The 16,348-nt window shown below is 66.5% G+C and carries 14 protein-coding genes; 5 read left to right on the forward strand and 9 right to left on the reverse strand.

Annotated features, from left to right (window positions below):
• The first annotated feature begins 201 nt into the window (after positions 1 to 201).
• The 3 genes from ACFFUC_RS01895 (at position 202) to ACFFUC_RS01905 (ending at position 3,822) form a co-directional block, all read left to right on the forward strand.
• On the forward strand, positions 202 to 1,599 hold the full coding sequence (locus ACFFUC_RS01895) for a leucyl aminopeptidase family protein (protein ID WP_377682986.1): 1,398 nt from the start codon (positions 202 to 204) through the stop codon (positions 1,597 to 1,599).
• Complete coding sequence (locus ACFFUC_RS01900) at positions 1,596 to 2,459, forward strand: C40 family peptidase (protein WP_377682988.1); 864 nt, start codon at positions 1,596 to 1,598, stop codon at positions 2,457 to 2,459. The genes ACFFUC_RS01895 and ACFFUC_RS01900 overlap by 4 nt, the downstream gene beginning before the upstream one ends.
• A gap of 172 nt (positions 2,460 to 2,631) precedes the next feature.
• Entirely contained in the window at positions 2,632 to 3,822 is a 1,191-nt protein-coding gene (locus ACFFUC_RS01905; RefSeq protein ID WP_377682990.1) for a PQQ-dependent sugar dehydrogenase, read from the forward strand.
• A 72-nt stretch (positions 3,823 to 3,894) separates the two neighbouring features.
• Here the strand turns inward: ACFFUC_RS01905 and ACFFUC_RS01910 are convergent, their stop codons facing one another.
• Positions 3,895 to 4,239: a DUF3775 domain-containing protein gene (locus tag ACFFUC_RS01910; RefSeq protein ID WP_377682992.1), complete on the reverse strand. Its 345-nt coding sequence runs from the start codon at positions 4,237 to 4,239 to the stop codon at positions 3,895 to 3,897.
• Positions 4,240 to 4,305: 66 nt separating this feature from the next.
• Complete coding sequence (mutL, locus tag ACFFUC_RS01915; protein ID WP_377682993.1) at positions 4,306 to 6,210, reverse strand: DNA mismatch repair endonuclease MutL; 1,905 nt, start codon at positions 6,208 to 6,210, stop codon at positions 4,306 to 4,308.
• A gap of 128 nt (positions 6,211 to 6,338) precedes the next feature.
• Here mutL and ACFFUC_RS01920 point away from each other — a divergent pair, with 128 nt between their 5' ends.
• Positions 6,339 to 6,521, forward strand: coding sequence for a hypothetical protein (locus ACFFUC_RS01920; protein WP_377682995.1), 183 nt, complete (start codon positions 6,339 to 6,341; stop codon positions 6,519 to 6,521).
• Between the two features lie 81 nt (positions 6,522 to 6,602).
• On the opposite strand, the gene ACFFUC_RS01925 is transcribed toward ACFFUC_RS01920, so the two are convergent.
• The 7 genes from ACFFUC_RS01925 to ACFFUC_RS01955 form a co-directional block, all read right to left on the reverse strand.
• Complete coding sequence (locus tag ACFFUC_RS01925; protein WP_377682997.1) at positions 6,603 to 7,940, reverse strand: M16 family metallopeptidase; 1,338 nt, start codon at positions 7,938 to 7,940, stop codon at positions 6,603 to 6,605.
• Positions 7,937 to 9,502, reverse strand: a complete 1,566-nt coding sequence (locus tag ACFFUC_RS01930; protein WP_377682999.1) for a M16 family metallopeptidase — start codon at positions 9,500 to 9,502, stop codon at positions 7,937 to 7,939. Before ACFFUC_RS01930 ends, ACFFUC_RS01925 begins: the two co-directional genes overlap by 4 nt.
• Positions 9,503 to 9,679: 177 nt before the next feature.
• Positions 9,680 to 10,255 (reverse strand): DUF3035 domain-containing protein, encoded by a 576-nt coding sequence (locus tag ACFFUC_RS01935; RefSeq protein ID WP_377683001.1) that lies wholly within the window; start codon positions 10,253 to 10,255, stop codon positions 9,680 to 9,682.
• A gap of 36 nt (positions 10,256 to 10,291) precedes the next feature.
• Positions 10,292 to 11,038 carry a signal peptidase II gene (gene lspA, locus ACFFUC_RS01940; RefSeq protein WP_377683002.1) on the reverse strand — a complete coding sequence of 249 codons (747 nt, stop codon included), beginning with the start codon at positions 11,036 to 11,038 and terminating at the stop codon, positions 10,292 to 10,294.
• Positions 11,039 to 12,628 carry a bifunctional phosphoribosylaminoimidazolecarboxamide formyltransferase/IMP cyclohydrolase gene (gene purH / locus ACFFUC_RS01945; RefSeq protein WP_377683004.1) on the reverse strand — a complete coding sequence of 530 codons (1,590 nt, stop codon included), beginning with the start codon at positions 12,626 to 12,628 and terminating at the stop codon, positions 11,039 to 11,041.
• A gap of 26 nt (positions 12,629 to 12,654) precedes the next feature.
• A complete protein-coding gene (locus ACFFUC_RS01950; RefSeq protein ID WP_377683006.1) occupies positions 12,655 to 14,346 on the reverse strand; it encodes a heparinase II/III family protein in 1,692 nt (563 codons plus the stop codon).
• 30 nt (positions 14,347 to 14,376) lie between these two features.
• Positions 14,377 to 15,774, reverse strand: a complete 1,398-nt coding sequence (locus ACFFUC_RS01955; RefSeq protein WP_377683008.1) for an RsmB/NOP family class I SAM-dependent RNA methyltransferase — start codon at positions 15,772 to 15,774, stop codon at positions 14,377 to 14,379.
• Between the two features lie 156 nt (positions 15,775 to 15,930).
• On the opposite strand from ACFFUC_RS01955, the gene ACFFUC_RS01960 reads away from it, so the two are divergent.
• Positions 15,931 to 16,122: a DUF1674 domain-containing protein gene (locus ACFFUC_RS01960; protein ID WP_377683604.1), complete on the forward strand. Its 192-nt coding sequence runs from the start codon at positions 15,931 to 15,933 to the stop codon at positions 16,120 to 16,122.
• The last annotated feature ends 226 nt before the right edge of the window (positions 16,123 to 16,348 follow it).

Below are 16,348 nucleotides of genomic sequence, written 5' to 3' on the forward strand. Positions count from 1 at the left end.
CGGCGCAAGCGGAGGAGCGGGTCCCGCAGTGGTCCGGCCGCAAGGCATGCTGCCGCCAAACCGGTGCCGCAAGGGCTGTCTGAGGCCCGCCCTTGCAGCAGGCGGGGACCGGACATGCGCGGGCAGCCCCTTCTCTGCCCTTGCAGCCGGATATGGTGGCGCTACCCTGTCGCTCTCGAAAAAATCTGACCGAGGTCTGCCATGACACCCGAATTTGCCCCCGCCTCTTCGTCCAGCCTGCCGCTTTGGCTGGTGCACAGCGACAGCGACGGGCCGCTCTACCCGCAGGCCACCCCCGCCGAGGCCGCAATCTGGGGCAAAGCCAACGGGTTTACGGCCAAAGCCGGCCAGATTCTGGTTCTTCCTGCGGCGGATGGCAGCATCAAGGGCGCGTTTTTCGGCCTTGGTCCGATTGATCAGGCCCGCCCCGCGCGCGAACGCTATCCTCTGGCCCGTGCCGCCGATGGTCTGCCCGCAGGCGATTGGCATATCGCCGATGCCCCCGAAGGCGTCGATCTGTCGCTGGCGGCATTTTCATGGCTTTTGTCGGCCTATCGTTTCGACCGCTACAAATCGGCTGCGCCCGCGCGCGCCCGTCTCGTTTGCCCCGAGGGCGTGGATGCCGGGCGCGTCCTTGCCATGATCGCCGGCGAATATCTGGCGCGCGATCTCATCAATACGCCGACCTCGGATATGGGGCCCGACGATCTCGAGGCAGCCGCCCGCGCTTTGGCGATGCGTCACGGCGCGAGCATCTCGGTCATCGCGGGCGATGATCTGCTGGCGCAGAATTTCCCGATGATCCATGCGGTCGGCCGCGCCGGTGCGCAAGCGCCGCGCCTGCTCGATCTGCGCTTCCCCGGCACCGGCCCCAAGGTCACTCTGGTCGGCAAGGGCGTGTGTTTCGACACCGGCGGGCTGGATATCAAGCCGCCCTCGTCGATGTTGCTGATGAAGAAGGATATGGGCGGCGCGGCCTCGGCCATGGGACTAAGCGAGATGCTGGCCCGCCTTGGCCTGACCGCGAACATCAGCCTGCGCGTGCTGCTGCCGGTGGTGGAAAACGCGATTGCCGGCAATGCCTTCCGTCCGGGCGACGTCCTGACCAGCCGCAAGGGCCTCACGGTCGAGATCAACAATACCGATGCCGAAGGCCGACTGATCCTCGCCGATGCGCTCGCCCTCGCCGAAGAGGAGGCGCCCGATTTCCTCGTCTCGATGGCAACGCTGACGGGCGCGGCGCGTGTGGCGCTCGGCCCCGATCTTCCGCCGTTTTTCTGCGATGACGACGCCATTGCCGCCGCGATCCAGGCGGCCGGCGCGCGCGCCTATGACCCTGTGTGGCGCATGCCCTTCTGGGAGCCCTACGAAAACCTGATCGAGCCGCAGATCGCCGATCTCGACAATGCGCCTTCGGGTGGCTTCGCGGGCGCGATCACCGCCGCGCTTTTCCTGCGCCGCTTTGCAGGCAAGGCACGCCATTACGCGCATTTCGACATCTACGGCTGGCAGCCCGCAGGCGCGCCCGCACGTCCCAAAGGCGGCACCGGCCAAGCGATGCGTACCCTGCTCGAGGCCCTGCCCGAGGTGCTGAAATGACTGCGCCTGCCGTGAACACCACCGACCGCCGCCTGACCCCCGCGACAGATCGCGTGGCGCTCGAAAGCCTGCGCGGCCTGCTCGAACGACCCGCCTATACTGCGGGCACGCCCGCACGACTGGGCGTTGCCGTGGCCGATCTTTGCCGCGAAATCGGCGGCGCACGCGACCGCCAGACCAATTTCGGCGCCGATCTGACCGTGATCGAGGAGCGTGGCGACTGGTCCTTTGTGCAGGCCGCGCTCGACGGCTATTGCGGCTGGATCGAGTCCCGCTTTCTCGGCCGCGACCTGCCCGCGATCACCCACCGCGTCAGCACCCCCGCGACGCATATCTACCCCGAAGCGAATCTGAAACTGCGCGAGATCGGCTCGCTGTCGATGGGGGCGCGGGTCTCGGTCACGGAAACGCAGGGCAAATTCTCGCGGCTCGCGAGCGGCGGCTGGGTGCCCTCGATGCATCTTGCGACCCATGCGGCAAGCGATCCTGGCGCTTTGGCCGAAAGCCTGATGGGGACGCCCTATCTTTGGGGCGGAAACAGCCGCTGGGGGATTGATTGCTCGGGGCTGGCGCAGGCCTCGCTGATCGGCGCGGGCATCGCCTGCCCCGGCGACAGCGACATGCAGCGCGACACCTTCCCCGTGGTCGAGGGCCCCTATCAGCGCGGCGATCTGCTGTTCTGGCCGGGCCACGTCGCCATGGCGCTTGATGCCGGGCGGATGATCCATGCGACGGCCTTCGTCATGGGCGTCATCATCGAGGATATCGAGACGGCGATTGCGCGGATCGATGCGGGCGGCGACGGCCCCTTTCTCGGCGCGCGCCGCCCCGACCGCACCGATCACGCCGCCTTCCCGTAAGAACAAGGCATTGATGCCAATCATGAAAAGACCCGGTTCGCGCCGGGTCTTTTGCATTTCGCCCCCGGCGCGCAAGCCGCGACAATCTGCCTCGGAAATCGCGGCTGGCTTTTGTCTGTTATATCTGCTCATCTCTCTTTTTCAGCCCATTTTCCCCGAGGAGGATCAAAGGATGAAACTCGCAACCGGTCTTGCACTGGCAGCTTTGATTGCCACGCCCGCCCTTGCCGATTTCAACGATGCGCCCCCGAACGTGCCTTCGCAGAAACCCGCTTTTGAAGGGCAGACCCGCGCGCCGGTCCTGCCGGCCGCATTCGAGCTGACCGCCACCAAACGCGTCGACGGGCTGAGCCACCCCTGGGGCATGGCGATCCTGCCCGATGGTGCGGTTCTTGTCACCGAACGCCCCGGCCAGCTGCGCCTGATCGGCACCGACGGCACGCTCGGCGCGCCGATTACCGGCCTGCCGCCCGTCGATGCCCGCGAACAAGGCGGCCTTCTCGACGTGGCGATCGGCCCGAATTTCGCGAGCGACCGCCAGATCTGGTGGAGCTTTGCCGAACCCCAGGCCGACGGCACCAACAATACCGCCGTCGCAACCGGCACGCTCTCGGCCGACAACAGCGCCGTCGAAAACGTCCGCACCATCTTCAGCCAGCAGCCGAGCTGGGATTCGACCAAGCATTTCGGCTCGCGTCTGGTCTTCGACCGCGACGGCATGCTGTTTGTGACGACCGGCGAGCGCTCGGAGGTCGAGGCCCGCCCGCTGGCGCAGGATCTGACCACCCATCTGGGGAAACTTCTTCGCATCGACCCGCAGACCGGCGCGGCGGCCCCCGGCAACCCGACCTTCACCGGCGTCGAGGCCAAGCCCGAGATCTGGTCATACGGCCATCGCAGCCTGCAGGGCGCGACGCTTGACGCGCAGGGCCGGCTCTGGACGGTCGAGCACGGCCCGCAGGGCGGCGACGAGCTGAACCGCCCCGAAGCAGGCAAGAACTACGGCTGGCCCACCATCACCTATGGCGAGGAATATGCCGGCACGCCGATCGGCGAAGGGCTGACCCAGCAGGACGGCATGGAGCAGCCGCTCTATTACTGGGATCCGGTCATCGCACCTTCGGGCATGAGCTTCTATGACGGCGCGATGTTCCCCGAGATGAAGGGCGACTTGCTGATCGGCGGCCTGCGCGGTCAAGCCTTGGTGCAACTGCGTCTGGACGGCGACAAAGTCGTGGGCGAGCAGCGCTATCTGCAGGACGAAATCGGCCGGATCCGCGATCTCGAAGTCGCGCCGGACGGCTCGATCTATCTGCTGACGGATGAAGACAACGGCGGCCTGTATCAGGTCACGCGCAAGTAAATCCGCCTGTCCGCAACAAGAAAACCGGCCCCCTCGGGCCGGTTTTTCCATGCCTGCGACAGGATTTGCGGCTTAGACCGGACGCAGGATCGCCTCGGTCTCGTCCTCGGGGGAAAAGCCCAAAGCCTCCATCCCGCTTTCGAGGAAATCGGCCAGCTGGGGCTCCGCGATCAGATAATCGTCGGGGCGCTCGCCGCGTTCGGCGCGGGCCGTCCGGACGGCCTCGGGCAGCTCTTCGGGGGCAAAGGTCTCGCGGCCGATCCACATCAGCGCGATCAGCCCCGCCTTTTCGTCCTCGTCCAGCCCTTCGAGAAATTCGCGCAGCTCGCTGCGGGCCGAACGCAAGGGCTGGTCCGCCCCCATCTCGCGCGCGAGCAAAATGACATAGGCAATTTTGTCGGTCGTAATCTCGTCCATCGCCATCCCCCCAGCCGATATGATGCGCCACGGGGGCGAATCGTCAAGCGGCGTGACGGCGGGGCCTCAACGCCCGAAGAGCCTTTCGATATCCGCAAGCTTCAGCTCGACCCAGGTCGGGCGGCCGTGGTTGCATTGGCCGGAGCGCGGTGTGCGCTCCATCTCGCGCAAGAGCGCGTTCATCTCGTCGCCGTTCATCCGCCGCCCCGAGCGGACCGATCCGTGGCAGGCCATCGAGGACAGAACCGCATCGACCCGCGATTTGAGCCGGTCGGAGCTGCCCTCGTCGCTCAGGTCGTCAACAATGTCGCGCAATAGCCCCTTGGCATCGACATTGCGCAAAAGCGCGGGCACTTCGCGCACGGCAACCGCGCCGCCGCCGAAAGGCTCGATCACGAGGCCGAGCGCGGCCAGATCATCGGCAATCGCCATGAGCCTCGCGGCATCGCCTTCGGAAAGCGCGACGATTTCGGGGATCAGCAGCGCCTGCGAGGCGATGCTGCGGGTCTCGGCCTGCGCCTTCAGACGCTCGTAGACCAGACGCTCGTGCGCGGCATGCTGGTCGACGATGATGAAGCCGTCCTTGGTCTGGGCGATGATCCAGTTCTCGTGAAGCTGGGCGCGCGCCGCACCCAAAGGCGCATCCTCGGGGACGGGGATCGCGGGCTCGGCCTCGATCCGCGCGCTGGTCATGCCCATCGGGCCGATGTCGCGGGGGGATTCGCTGAAACCGGCGGGATCCGCCAGCGGGGACTGCCAGTCATGCGCCGCGCCCAAAGCCTCGGCCGAGGGACTCGGGGGCCGGGTCCATGACCGGCCCGCGCTGCCGTAATCGGCCTGATAGGCGGGGCGCAGAAGCGGTTGATATGCGGCAGGCTCGACCCGCGCGGCATTCAGAACCGCCGCGCCGCCCGTGGTCGAGGCACGATGCCCCGCCCCCGCCAAAGCGTGCCGCAACGTCGAGACCACCAGCCCGCGCGCGATGTCGGGCTCGCGGAAACGCACCTCCGCTTTCGCGGGATGGACGTTCACATCGACCTGATGCGGATCGCAGGTGATGAACAGGACCGCCGCCGGATGACGCCCGCCCGCGAGCACATCCATATAGCCCGCCCGCAAGGCGCCGGTCAGAAGCTTGTCGCGCACCGGACGGCCGTTCACGAAAAGATGCTGCGCAACCGCCGTTCCGCGTGAATAGGTCGGGAGCGCGGCAAAGCCGGTCAGCGTGATCCCCTCGCGGGTCGCGTCGATCGGGATGGTGTTCTCGATGAATTCGCGCCCCATCACCCGCGACAAACGGGTCTGCAGCGCGCCGAACAGTTCTCCCTGTTCGGCATCGGCGCGAAACAGAACGCGGCCCTCGTCCTCGTCGGTCAGGGTAAAGCCGACATAGGGCTCGGCCATCGCAAGGCGGCGGATGACCTCGGCCACGGCTTGGGTCTCGGCGCGCTCGCTGCGCATGAATTTGAGCCGAGCGGGCGTGGCGAAGAACAGGTCGCGCAATTCGACCACCGTGCCGCGATTGCCCGCCGCCGGTTTCACCGGCGATGCGCGTCCGGCCGAGACGGTGATCGAGGCGGCCTCGTGACCCTCGGCACGGCTGGTGATGGTCAGGCGGCCGACCGCACCGAGACTGGGCAGGGCCTCGCCGCGAAAGCCGAAGCTGCGGATGTCGAGCAGATCCGATCCGTCGATTTTCGAGGTCGCATGTCGCGAAAGCGCCAGCGGCAGGTCTTGGGCCGTCATGCCCCAGCCGTCGTCGCTGACACGGATCAACGCTTTGCCGCCCTGCGCGATCGCGACATCGATGCGGCTTGCACCGGCATCCAGCGCATTCTCGACCAGTTCCTTGACCGCCGAGGCGGGACGCTCCACGACCTCGCCCGCCGCGATGCGGTTGGCGGCGGTTTCGTCAAGCTGGCGGATCTCGGGACGCATCCCGGCCGAGCGCATATTGAGGGGATCTGTCATCATACCCCCAGATATAGCAGCCGATCAGCCCGCGGAAAAGATTTCATGCTGATTTTCACCAAGAGGGAAACCATGTCCGAGGCTTTGCGGTTGAGGCTTCAGGCAGTTCTTATTCAAGGAGAAATTCCATGGCCCGTACTGTCACCGCATTGATCTGCGGTCTCACTTTGACTTTGGCCGCTTGCGGCCCCAACACCGCGACCCGCGCCACGACCGGCGCGGCAACGGGCGCGGTTGTGGCCGGCCCTGTCGGCGCGGTTGCCGGCGCGGCGCTTGGCGGCACCGGCGCGGTGCGGGTGAACACGCCCTGAGCCGCAGCCCCTGCAGCATCACGAAAAACGCCCGCAAGGAAACCTGCGGGCGTTCTGCATTTCCGGACGGTCCGGCCTGCCTTATTCGGGGGCCGCGACGGTCTCGGCATCCGGCCCCAGCCCCTCGGGGCGGCCGACCATGACGAAGCGCAGCTGGTCGGGATGAAGCAGCCGCGCGGTGACGCGTTTGACATCCGCCGCGGTCACGGCCTCGATCTTCGCGTTGCGGGTATTGACGTAATCGGCGGGGAATCCGGCGAGCTGCATCCCCGCGAGGATATTCGCGATGCGGCCGTTGCCGTCGAAGCGGAGCGGATATTCGCCCGTCAGATAGGTCTTGGCATTGGCCAGCTCCTGATCGGTGACGCCGCTTTGGGCCATCAGCGCCCATTGCTCGCGCACGAGGCCCACGGCTTCGGCAACCTTGTCGTTGCCCGAAGCCATCCCGCCGATCCAGCTGTCGCCGTAAAGCCCGTTGGACAGCCCCGTGCCCACACCATATGTCAGGCCGCGCTTTTCGCGGATTTCCTCCATCAGACGGGCCGAGAAACCGCCGCCGCCGAGGATATGGTTGGCGACGAAAGCGGCGAAGAAATCGGGATCGTCGATCGGCAGACCGGCCTGCGCGAAGGAAACGACGGTTTGCGGGCTGTCCCAGTCGATGACGGTATCGCCGCCGGTCAGCTGGAAGATCGCGGGTTGCGGTAGCGGGGCGGAGCCCACCGAGGGCAGATCGCCGAGCACGCGGTCAAGGAACAGACCGAGATCCTGCGCCGTGATGTCGCCAGAGGCGGCAACCACGACGCGGTCACGCGCCAGCACCAGATTTTTCGCATCGATCATATCCTCGCGCGTCAGCGCAGTGACCGATTCGACCGTACCGCTGGTCGAAGTGCCGTAGGGGTGGTCCCCCCACATCAGCTTGGCCATCTCTTTCGAGGCAATGGTCTGCGGATCGCTTTCGCCCGCGCGGATGTTCGAAAGCACCTGCGCGCGCACGCGGTCCAGCGCTTCCTGCTGGAAGAGAGGCTCGGTCAGGGAAAGCTTGGCCAGATCGGCCAGCTGGTCGCGGTTCTCGGTCAGCGCCCGCGTCGAGACGACCAGCGCATCATCGCTGACGTCGAAGCTGAGCGCGGCACCGAGCGATTCGAGCGCCTCGGCGAATTGGGTCTGGTCCATCTCGCCCGCGCCCTCTTCGAGCGTGGCCGTCATCAGATTGATCGCGCCGCGTTTGCCCGGCAGATCCAGACTTGCGCCGCCCTTGAACATCATGGTGACGGCGGTGAAGGGGATCGAGTGATCCTCGACCAGCCAGGCATTGATCCCGCCCGGTGAAGTGATCTGCTGGATATCGATGGCACGGGCGGGCAAAGCCGCGAGCAGCACGAAGACGACGGAAGCAAAAGCGCGGCGGATCATTGGGTGACCTCTTCGGATGCGGGTTTCGGGGCCACCGGCGGACGGGGCGATTCGGTCAGGACACCTTCTTCGGCCGCAGGATCGGCGACACCAACGGCACTGGCATCCGCCGCAGCAGGTTCTGAGGCTTCGGTTGCGGCTTCGGCGGGTGCGGAAGCCGTATCCGGAACGACCTCGGGTGCGGTTTCGGGCAGGCCTTCAGCGGTCGCGGCGGCCGGATCGGCCACGGGTGCGGCAGCGGCGGCAGCCTCGGGGAGAAGCCAGCCGGTGACGCTGGCCTTGCTGGTCAGCACCTCTTGGGCGGCGGTCTTCACATCGTCGATCGTCACCGCCGACAGGATCTCGGGCCAGGCGTTCACGTCCTCGACCGTCAGCCCGACCGAGAGCCCCTGCCCATATTCATAGGACCGGCCATGGGCGGAATCCTGTTTATAGACTGTCGCGGCATGGATCTGGCTTTTGACACGCTCGAGCTGCGCGGGATCCGGCCCTTCGGTCAGGAATTCGGCCAAAGCCTGATCCAAAGCGGCTTCGGCATCCTCGTTGGCGACACCCGGCGCGGGGATCAGCGAGAGGTTGAAGGTCGTGGCATCGACCGAAAGCCCGTCATAGCCCGCATAGACGTAAAGCGCCTTGTTGGTCAGCACGAGCTTTTTGCCGAGAACCGAGGTCTGGGCCGAGCCGCCGAGCAATTCGGCCAGAACCGTCAGCGCGGCGGCCTTGGTCTGCTCGCCCGCATTGCGTTCGGGCGAGAGGATCGAGCGGCTCAGGACCGGCTGCGGCACGCGCGCATCGCTGCGCTCCATCCAGCGCGGCGAATGCTGCTCGGGCTCTTGCGGGCGCGGCTTGCGCAAAGCGCCTTCGCGGGCGGGGATGGGGCCGTAGTATTTCTCGGCCAGCTGACGGACCTTGTCGGCGGTGACATCCCCCGCGACGATCAGAACCGCGTTATTGGGCGCGTAATGGCTGCTGTACCACGCCAAAGCGTCGTCGCGGGTCAGCCCCTCCATCTCCTGACGCCAGCCGATCACCGGACGGCCGTAGGGATGGTTGTAATATTGGGTCGCATTGACCTCTTCGCCGAAGAGCGCCGAGGGGTCGCTGTCGGTGCGCTGCGCGCGCTCGGCCAAAACGACCTGACGCTCGGCCTGCCAGTCGTCGGGACCGATGCGCAGGTTTTCCATGCGGTCGGCCTCCATCTCCATGACCAAAGGCAGGCGGTCGCTGGCGATGCGCTGGAAATAGGCGGTGTAGTCATAGCTGGTGAAGGCGTTATCCATCCCGCCATTCGCCGTGACGGTCTTGGACAGCTCGCCCGGCGCCATCTTTTCGGTGCCCTTGAACATGAGATGTTCGAGGTAATGCGCGATCCCCGATTTGCCCGGCGCCTCGTCGGCGGAACCGACCTTGTACCACACCATCTGGACCACAACCGGCGCGCGGTGATCCTCGATCACGACGGCTTCGAGGCCGTTGGAGAGGGTGAAGTGGCTGATCCCTTTGGGCATCTCGGCCAGCACGGGCGCGGCAGAGAGCATCAGGGCAAGAGCGGCATAACGCATGAAGAGGCTCCGGTTCGGACAAGCTCCCCGACCCTGCCGCGCCCGTGCTGGCAGGGCAAGGGGATAGGCTGTCATGAAAGCGTGAACCGAAGGGTGCAGCACGCCAAAGCGGCGGCAGACAAACCGGTGGCAAAAGGAAAGGGGCGCGGTGATGCGCCCCTTTGCCCGAAATCGTGGTTAATTGTGCATCCGGTCCGGCTGCTCTTTGGCCTTGGACGGTTTGTAGACGCCCGTCGGGCTATAGCCGCGCGGCGGCGAGGCCGGCGTCTGGGCGCCTGTGGCGCGCCAGCGCTCGACCTCGGTCCAGCTGTCCAGCGTCATCGGCTCGTAGGCGCGATAATAGACGTTCGTTTCCGCCAGAATCTCGAGGAAGCGGCGCGAGTGGCGGCTGCGCCACTCGACGTCTTCCTTGGCGGTGACCTGACGGATGTTGCCGTCGCGGCCCAGTCGGGCGGTATAGGCCAGCAGCGCGCCATCGGCCGCGCCGACGCCTTGCTGCGCCAAATGGCCGGGGTTGCCGCCAAGCGCGGCGATCGCATCGGCATTCGGCGTCGGATCGGTGATGTTGCTGCCGCCCGGTGTGGGCGTCGGAAGCATGTTCAGATCCGGCGGCATCTGCAGCGCCTTGGTCGGGACAATGGCGAATTCGTCAGGGCTTCTCTGTCCACTGTCGATATTCATCAAATGCGGATCGGTGCTGCACGCAGCCAGCGTCAGCACGGTCATTGTCAGCACAGTTGCCCGCAGCCGCATTTTCATCCCCTTACGCCCGTTTGAGCCCTTCTAGCGTCATTTGTTCGCCTCGTCACGGGTCTTGTCGCTTGGCTTCTTGCGACGGACCGGCTCTGTGCGAAGCTCTGCCACCGCCTCTTTTTTGGCGGGCGGTTGCAGGAAAAGACCGAAGGCCCCGATGAAAATCGCGATATCGGCCACGTTGAAACTATAAGGGTTTTGCCAGTTCGGCAGCGACATGTTGAGAAAGTCGGCGACCGCGCCGTAAGCGATGCGGTCAATGACATTGCCCAAAGCGCCGCCGATCAGGAAACCCGCAGCGACCTGCGCGAATTTGGAATGCTCGGTGCGGCGCAGCCAGACCCATACCCAGATGCAGACCGCTGCCGCCACCGCGATCAGCACCCAACGCATCAGGTTCACATCGCTGGAGAACAGTCCGAAATTCACCCCCTGATTCCACGCCATGCGCAGATTGAGCCAAGGGTCGAGAAGGTCGATCTCGCGCACGCGGTCGAGCCGCATGACATGGACCACGACATATTTCAGCGCCTGATCGAGCAAGATGATGGCGAGCGAGACGTAAACCACCAGCCGCATCGACAAATCGCGCGGCGCACCGTCCGCGACAACGGCAGCGGCGGCGGGCGTCTTGCCCCCCGCGACCGGAGCACCGCTTTGGCTCGCCTTGCGGGCGCGCGGTTTGGGCGTCGCGGCAGAATTGGCCTCGGCCACCGTCCCGTCAGCGGGGAGGGTGGCCTTTTTCGCACGCGGCTTGCGGGGTTTGGGCTCTTCGTCGCTCATTCAGTGCCTGAAATGCCTTTGACCAGTGAAGACCATCGCCAGACCGCGCTCATCGGCGGCCGCGATCACCTCGTCGTCGCGCATCGAGCCGCCCGGCTGGATCACCGCGACCGCGCCCGCATCCGCCAGCGCCAGAACGCCGTCGGCGAAGGGGAAGAACGCATCCGAGGCAACGACTGAACCCGTCGTCAGCGGCTGGGCGAGACCCAGAGCGTCGGCCATGTCCTGCGCCTTGCGCTGACCGATGCGGGTCGAATCGATCCGGCTCATCTGGCCTGCGCCGATACCGACGGTCGCCAAATCCTTGGCGTAAACGATCGCATTCGACTTGACGTGTTTGGCCACGGTCCAGGCAAAGAGCAGATCGCGCAGCTCGGCCTCGGTCGGCTGGCGTTTGGTCACGACCTTGAGATCGGCCGGAAGGATCACGCCGTTATCGCGGCCCTGCACCAGAAAACCGCCTGCAACCTGACGGAAGGTGTCGCCCGCAGCCGCCGGATCGGGAAGACCGCCGGTGGTGAGAAGGCGGAGGTTCTTTTTGGCGGCAAAGATTTCGCGCGCCTCGTCGGTCGCATCGGGGGCGATGACGACTTCGGTGAAGATCTCGGTGATCGCTTTCGCGGTCTGGCCGTCCAGCGTCGTGTTCAGCGCGATGATGCCGCCGAAAGCCGAAGTGCGGTCGCAGTCGAAGGCGCGGCGGTAGGCTTCCTCGGCCGAGGCACCGGTCGCCACGCCGCAGGGGTTGGCATGTTTGATGATCGCAACCGCCGGACCTTTGTCCGCGCCGAATTCGGCCACCAGTTCAAAGGCGGCATCCGTGTCGTTGATGTTGTTGTAGGACAGCTCTTTGCCCTGCCACTGCTTGGCCGTGGCCACGCCCGGACGGTTGGTGCCGTCGGTGTAGAAGGCCGCCGCCTGATGCGGGTTCTCGCCGTAACGCAGGCTCTGCGCCAAAGTGCCGGCAAAGCTGCGGCGGCGCGGGGTTTCCTCGCCGATCGCCTTGGCCATCCAGCCCGAGACCGCCGCATCATAGGCCGCAGTGCGGGCATAGGCGTTCTGCGCAAGCTTCTGGCGGAAGGGGTAAGAGGTCGCACCGTCATTGGCATTCAGTTCCGCCAGAAGCGCGGCGTAGTCCTGAACATCGGTGATGACGCTGACGAAAGCGTGGTTCTTGGACGCGGCACGGATCATCGCCGGACCGCCGATATCGATGTTTTCGATACATTCGTCATAGGGCGCGCCCTTGGCGACGGTTTCCTCGAACGGATAGAGGTTCACGACCAGCAGGTCGATCATGCCGATATCATGCTCGGAGGCCGCGGCCATATGCGCGTCATTGTCGCGCAAGGCCAGAAGGCCGCCGTGGACGACGGGATGGAGCGTCTTGACGCGTCCGTCCATCATCTCGGGGAAGCCGGTGACATCGGCGACATCGACCACGGTCAGACCCGCCTCGCGCAGCGCCTTGGCGGTGCCGCCGGTCGAGAGGATCTCGATCCCCCGCGCCGAAAGGTCTCGGGCAAACTCGACCAGACCGGTCTTGTCAGAAACGGAAATCAACGCGCGGCGCATCGGGACGCGGTCACTCATCGGCAGGCCTCCAATTTGTGTTGCGTTCACCTAACCGCCAGACGCGCCAAGGTCCAGCCGATCTGTATCGCCCGACCGCCCAGAACCGCCGTCAAAACGATCTGACGCGTCGGAAGCGGCCCTGCTTGGGCGGGATCCAGCCAACAGGAGGGCTCGATTCGCAGCTCGGCAGTGCCGTCATGGCTGAAAAGCCAGCGCTCGCCATTGGGCAGCGAAAGCGTGACCTGACCCGCCTCGACCGAGGGGGTAACATCGGGATGGAGATGGAAGCGGATGTCGAAACCGATCCCCCCGCCCCCGTCCGGCGGCCCGATCACATCGGCCAGACGGTCCTGCGCACCCTCGTCGAGCGCCGCCAGCGAATCCTCGCCGTCCAACGTGAAGCCGTCGGGATCCAGCCACAATTCGCGCAGATGGGTCAGGCCGTGGCTGTGCAGCCAGCCGTCGTGGCCGGCAAGCATATGGGCGGTGGTGCCGGAATGGGGAAGGCCGAAATCGGGCGCGACCAGCTGGCCGTGGCCGTCGTAATCGCCGGCCCAGACATTTTCGGGCCGCTCGGTCAGGATATCGGGCGCATCTCCGGGCGCGCCCGCACCGGGTGCAAGCCGCGAAGACGACAGCCCTGCAAGGCAAAGCGCCGAATGGCAGGGCGTGGCACGGCTGGCGCGGGCCCAGATCGGCCCGAAGCCCTGCCCCGGTCCGCAAGAGACGATCAGCGGCTGGCGTGCCACCGTCATCTCGAAGGCCAAGGTCGAGGCATGGGCATTGGCCACGGCCTCGGGCGCGACATCGGGCGCGGGCGGCGGCGCGGCATCGACGATCACCGTCGTGCGCCCCCGCACCATGCGCGCAAAGCCCAAGGCCATGCCGCGCGCGGTGGTCGCGGGACCGGGTGTCGCGCGCAGGCAGTGGTCGAGCCGCCCCGGCGCGCCGCGGCCGCCACCGTGAAACTGCGGCAAGGCCCCGTCGGCATGACGCATCGCGCGCAGCATTGGGGCGATCTCGCCGACGATCGCCATCAGCTGCGGCGGCGCCTCGATCCCCGCCTCGGTCGCGACCTCGACGGTCCAGACCAGAAGCGCGCAGGATTCCAGCAGCGATTCGGGCGAGCGCGGGCGCGAGAGCAGTTCGGTTCCCATGGCCTCGGCCTCTTCGGCCAAAGCGATGAGCGAGGGCATCACCAGCCCCTCGGCCCCCGCCAAGGACATCGCGGCCACCGCCAGCCCGACAAGCGTTTCCAGCCGCGCCTGCCCGTCGGGGCTGGTGTGCCAATGCGCGGCAAGGTGGTTCACATGGGTTTGCAGCGCCGCGAAATAGGGCGCGCTGCCCTCGCGGTCCAAACCGGGCAGGATCTGGCCCGAATGGAAGATCCAGCGCAAAAGCCGCTTGCCGGTGACCTCGGGTGCCCATTCGACCGCACCTTCATCGGCATGCGGATGATCGGCGATCCAGTCGAAGACGCGCTTTTGCGCCAGTCCGCGCGCCGGATGGGTCCCGAGCGCAGCCAGATCGTCGAGCCAGCCGAAGCCGTGCAGCTCGGCCGCAACCGCATCGGGCTGCGGCCCGCCTGCAAAGGGATCGCCCTTGAGCACATGGCCGGCCAGCTGCAATTCACCGCCCAAAATCTGGGCGCCGCGATCGACATTGCCGATCGCCTTGGGGTCCGGCCTGCGCAGAAAACCGCGTGCCGCTGTCTGGTTCGGAGGCATTTCGCTCATGGCCGCCCGGTCGAGTAAGATGCGCTAAGCTTAGGTCGCGTCAGCGGAATTCCGCAAGCACGCAATGAAAAATCCGTCCATCCCGCCGGTTTCGGGCCAGTAATCGGGCCGCAGACGCAAACCGCCCTCGGGGGTGATCCAGCCGGCCTCGATCCCCGCGACCTGCGGAGGCTCGACGCGGATCCGCGGATTGCGTGCCAAAAGCGCGGCAATCTGCTCCTCGCCCTCGGCCGGCAAAAGCGAGCAGGTCGCGTAAACCAGCCGCCCGCCGGGTTTGAGCAGGCCGAGCGCATGGTCGATCATCGCCGCCTGAAGCGCGGTGATCTCGTCGAGGCCGCTGCCGTCGCGGATCAGCGGCAGGTCGGGATGGCGGCGGATCGTTCCGGTCGCCGAACAGGGGGCGTCGAGCAGGATCGCGTCGAAGCCTTCGTCGGGCGCGAAGGCCAAGGCATCACCCGCGACGATCTTGGCTGTGAGACCGCAGCGCGCGAGGTTTTCCTCCATCCGCTCCAGACGTGCCTCGGAAATATCGAGCGCCGTGACCTTTGCCCCTGCCGCGGCAAGCTGCATGGTCTTGCCCCCCGGCGCGGCGCAAAGATCGGCGATGCGTTCGCCCGCTTTCGGCGCGAGCACCTTGGCGGCAATCGCGGCGGCGGCGTCCTGCACCCACCAATCGCCCTCGGCAAAGCCGGGCAAAGTGGTGACGCGCGTGCCGGAAGGCTGGCGGAAAGAGCCGGTGGGCAGCGCCTCGCCGGGTGCGACAAGCGCGGGCTTCGCGGTCAGATCCAGCGGGGCTCCGGCCTCATGGGCGGCCTCGATCTTGCGGGCGACCTCTTCGCCCCATGCGGCGACGACGGGTTCGCGCAGCCAGTCGGGCATTTCCTGCGGCGCGAGCGCCTCCCATGCCTCGCGGTCGCCCGCGACCTTGCGCAGGACCGCATTGACCATACCGGCAGCCGCAACCCCCTTGGGCCCGAGGCTGCGCGAGAGGACGACGGCGGCGTTGACGACACCGTGGGGGGCCTCGTCCAACGCCAGCAGCTCGACGGTGGCGAGCCGCAAGAGCATCAGCACATCGGGGCGCGGACGGCGGGCGAGATGTTTGTCGAGAATGGGCTCGAGGCGGGCCACGCGGCGCAGCGTCTCGAGAGCGAGGCGGCGGGCGCGGGCGCGATCGGCGGGCGCGAGACGCTCGATCCGGACGGCGGCCTCGTCCAGCGTCGCCCCTGCCTCGACCGCTTCGAGCAGGCGCAAGGCACCAAGGCGGGCACGGTCGGGCCGGTTGTCGGGGCGGCTCTCTGCCGGCTTGCCTGCACGGTTGTCGCGGTTGTCGCGATTGCCGCCGCGCGGCCCTTTGCCGCGACCGCCCGCGTGATGACGTCCCTGATTGCGACCGCCTTCGGCGCCGCCCTTCTGCTGCTTGTCCAAAGCGCACCCCTTGCCTAGATTGGGCGTATCTAGCCCCAAGCGGAAGAAACCGCCATGACCGACCATACAAAGCCCGCAACCGATCTGCCCGAAGATTCGGACAAGGTGACGGCGGCGGCATCGCCCGAGGCTGCCGCGAGCGAAATCGCCGCCGAAATGGCCGCTGACGCCCCCCGCGAGATCCCCAAAGACATCCCCCCCGCCGCCCAGCGCGCCTTGGCCGAAGCCGAAGAGCGCCGCCGCAACGCCAAGCCGCTGGACCTGCCGGTCGAGCTGGGCGGCCGCGACGGGCCGGAACCGATCCGTTTCGGCGATTACGAGCGCCGCGGAATCGCCGTCGATTTCTAAAGGCCGCCGCTGCCGCCAAATGGCGGGAAGCCGCAAGACACAGGCCCGCTTCGGCGGGCCTTTTCTCTGCGTGTGCCCTTTCTCTCGCGCCTCGCCAGCGCACACAGGCGGCGTGCCCCGCCCGCTAACGGTTTTTTCAGCTTTTCCCGACAATCTCGCAAAAGCGTGACCGCGCCCGTCACGCTCGTTTACTTGCCATTGGGTATCTCGGTAGAACATTGCATTG

Origin of the sequence: Paracoccus cavernae (assembly GCF_042430175.1) — a bacterium.
Taxonomy (GTDB): domain Bacteria; phylum Pseudomonadota; class Alphaproteobacteria; order Rhodobacterales; family Rhodobacteraceae; genus Paracoccus; species Paracoccus cavernae.

Bases quoted from the DNA above. Each gene is read 5' to 3' on its own strand.
- ACFFUC_RS01895 (WP_377682986.1), top strand. From the start codon at position 202: ATGACACCCGAATTTGCCCCCGCCTCTTCGTCCAGCCTGCCGCTTTGG.
- ACFFUC_RS01900 (WP_377682988.1), top strand. From the start codon at position 1,596: ATGACTGCGCCTGCCGTGAACACCACCGACCGCCGCCTGACCCCCGCG.
- ACFFUC_RS01905 (WP_377682990.1), top strand. From the start codon at position 2,632: ATGAAACTCGCAACCGGTCTTGCACTGGCAGCTTTGATTGCCACGCCC.
- ACFFUC_RS01910 (WP_377682992.1), bottom strand. From the start codon at position 4,239: ATGGACGAGATTACGACCGACAAAATTGCCTATGTCATTTTGCTCGCG.
- mutL (WP_377682993.1), bottom strand. From the start codon at position 6,210: ATGACAGATCCCCTCAATATGCGCTCGGCCGGGATGCGTCCCGAGATC.
- ACFFUC_RS01920 (WP_377682995.1), top strand. From the start codon at position 6,339: ATGGCCCGTACTGTCACCGCATTGATCTGCGGTCTCACTTTGACTTTG.
- ACFFUC_RS01925 (WP_377682997.1), bottom strand. From the start codon at position 7,940: ATGATCCGCCGCGCTTTTGCTTCCGTCGTCTTCGTGCTGCTCGCGGCT.
- ACFFUC_RS01930 (WP_377682999.1), bottom strand. From the start codon at position 9,502: ATGCGTTATGCCGCTCTTGCCCTGATGCTCTCTGCCGCGCCCGTGCTG.
- ACFFUC_RS01935 (WP_377683001.1), bottom strand. From the start codon at position 10,255: ATGCGGCTGCGGGCAACTGTGCTGACAATGACCGTGCTGACGCTGGCT.
- lspA (WP_377683002.1), bottom strand. From the start codon at position 11,038: ATGAGCGACGAAGAGCCCAAACCCCGCAAGCCGCGTGCGAAAAAGGCC.
- purH (WP_377683004.1), bottom strand. From the start codon at position 12,628: ATGAGTGACCGCGTCCCGATGCGCCGCGCGTTGATTTCCGTTTCTGAC.
- ACFFUC_RS01950 (WP_377683006.1), bottom strand. From the start codon at position 14,346: ATGAGCGAAATGCCTCCGAACCAGACAGCGGCACGCGGTTTTCTGCGC.
- ACFFUC_RS01960 (WP_377683604.1), top strand. From the start codon at position 15,931: ATGGCCGCTGACGCCCCCCGCGAGATCCCCAAAGACATCCCCCCCGCC.